Origin of the sequence: Streptomyces sp. NRRL S-495 (assembly GCF_000966955.1) — a bacterium.
Lineage (GTDB): Bacteria > Actinomycetota > Actinomycetes > Streptomycetales > Streptomycetaceae > Kitasatospora > Kitasatospora purpeofusca.
In genome coordinates this window covers 1-224 of the sequence record NZ_JZWY01001303.1, presented here as the reverse complement: position 1 = coordinate 224, position 224 = coordinate 1, and the positions used below count along the sequence as shown (strand labels likewise).

Annotated in this window: 1 protein-coding gene; it reads left to right on the top strand. The window is 76.3% G+C overall.

Going from position 1 to position 224, the window contains the following annotated elements; all coding sequences use genetic code 11:
• Nucleotides 1-224: hypothetical protein (locus VR45_RS41340; RefSeq protein ID WP_045945136.1), on the top strand; the 224-nt coding region annotated here is incomplete at both ends.

Below are 224 nucleotides of genomic sequence, written 5' to 3'. Positions count from 1 at the left end.
GTCCAGGGCGACCGCTTCCTGTCCTTCCGCCCGGCCGACACCCAGCCCGACACCGACCCGCCGCTGAACGCCCCGCACCGGCCCGACCCGCTGGCCCTCACCGAGCACGACCCGGCCCGGAGCGACAACCCGGCCCAGGGCTACGGCGCCTTCGGCCAGCGCGCCGAGGACGTCGCCCGCTACGGCGACCGGCAGCACCTCACCGGCCTCCACCACGAACTCGA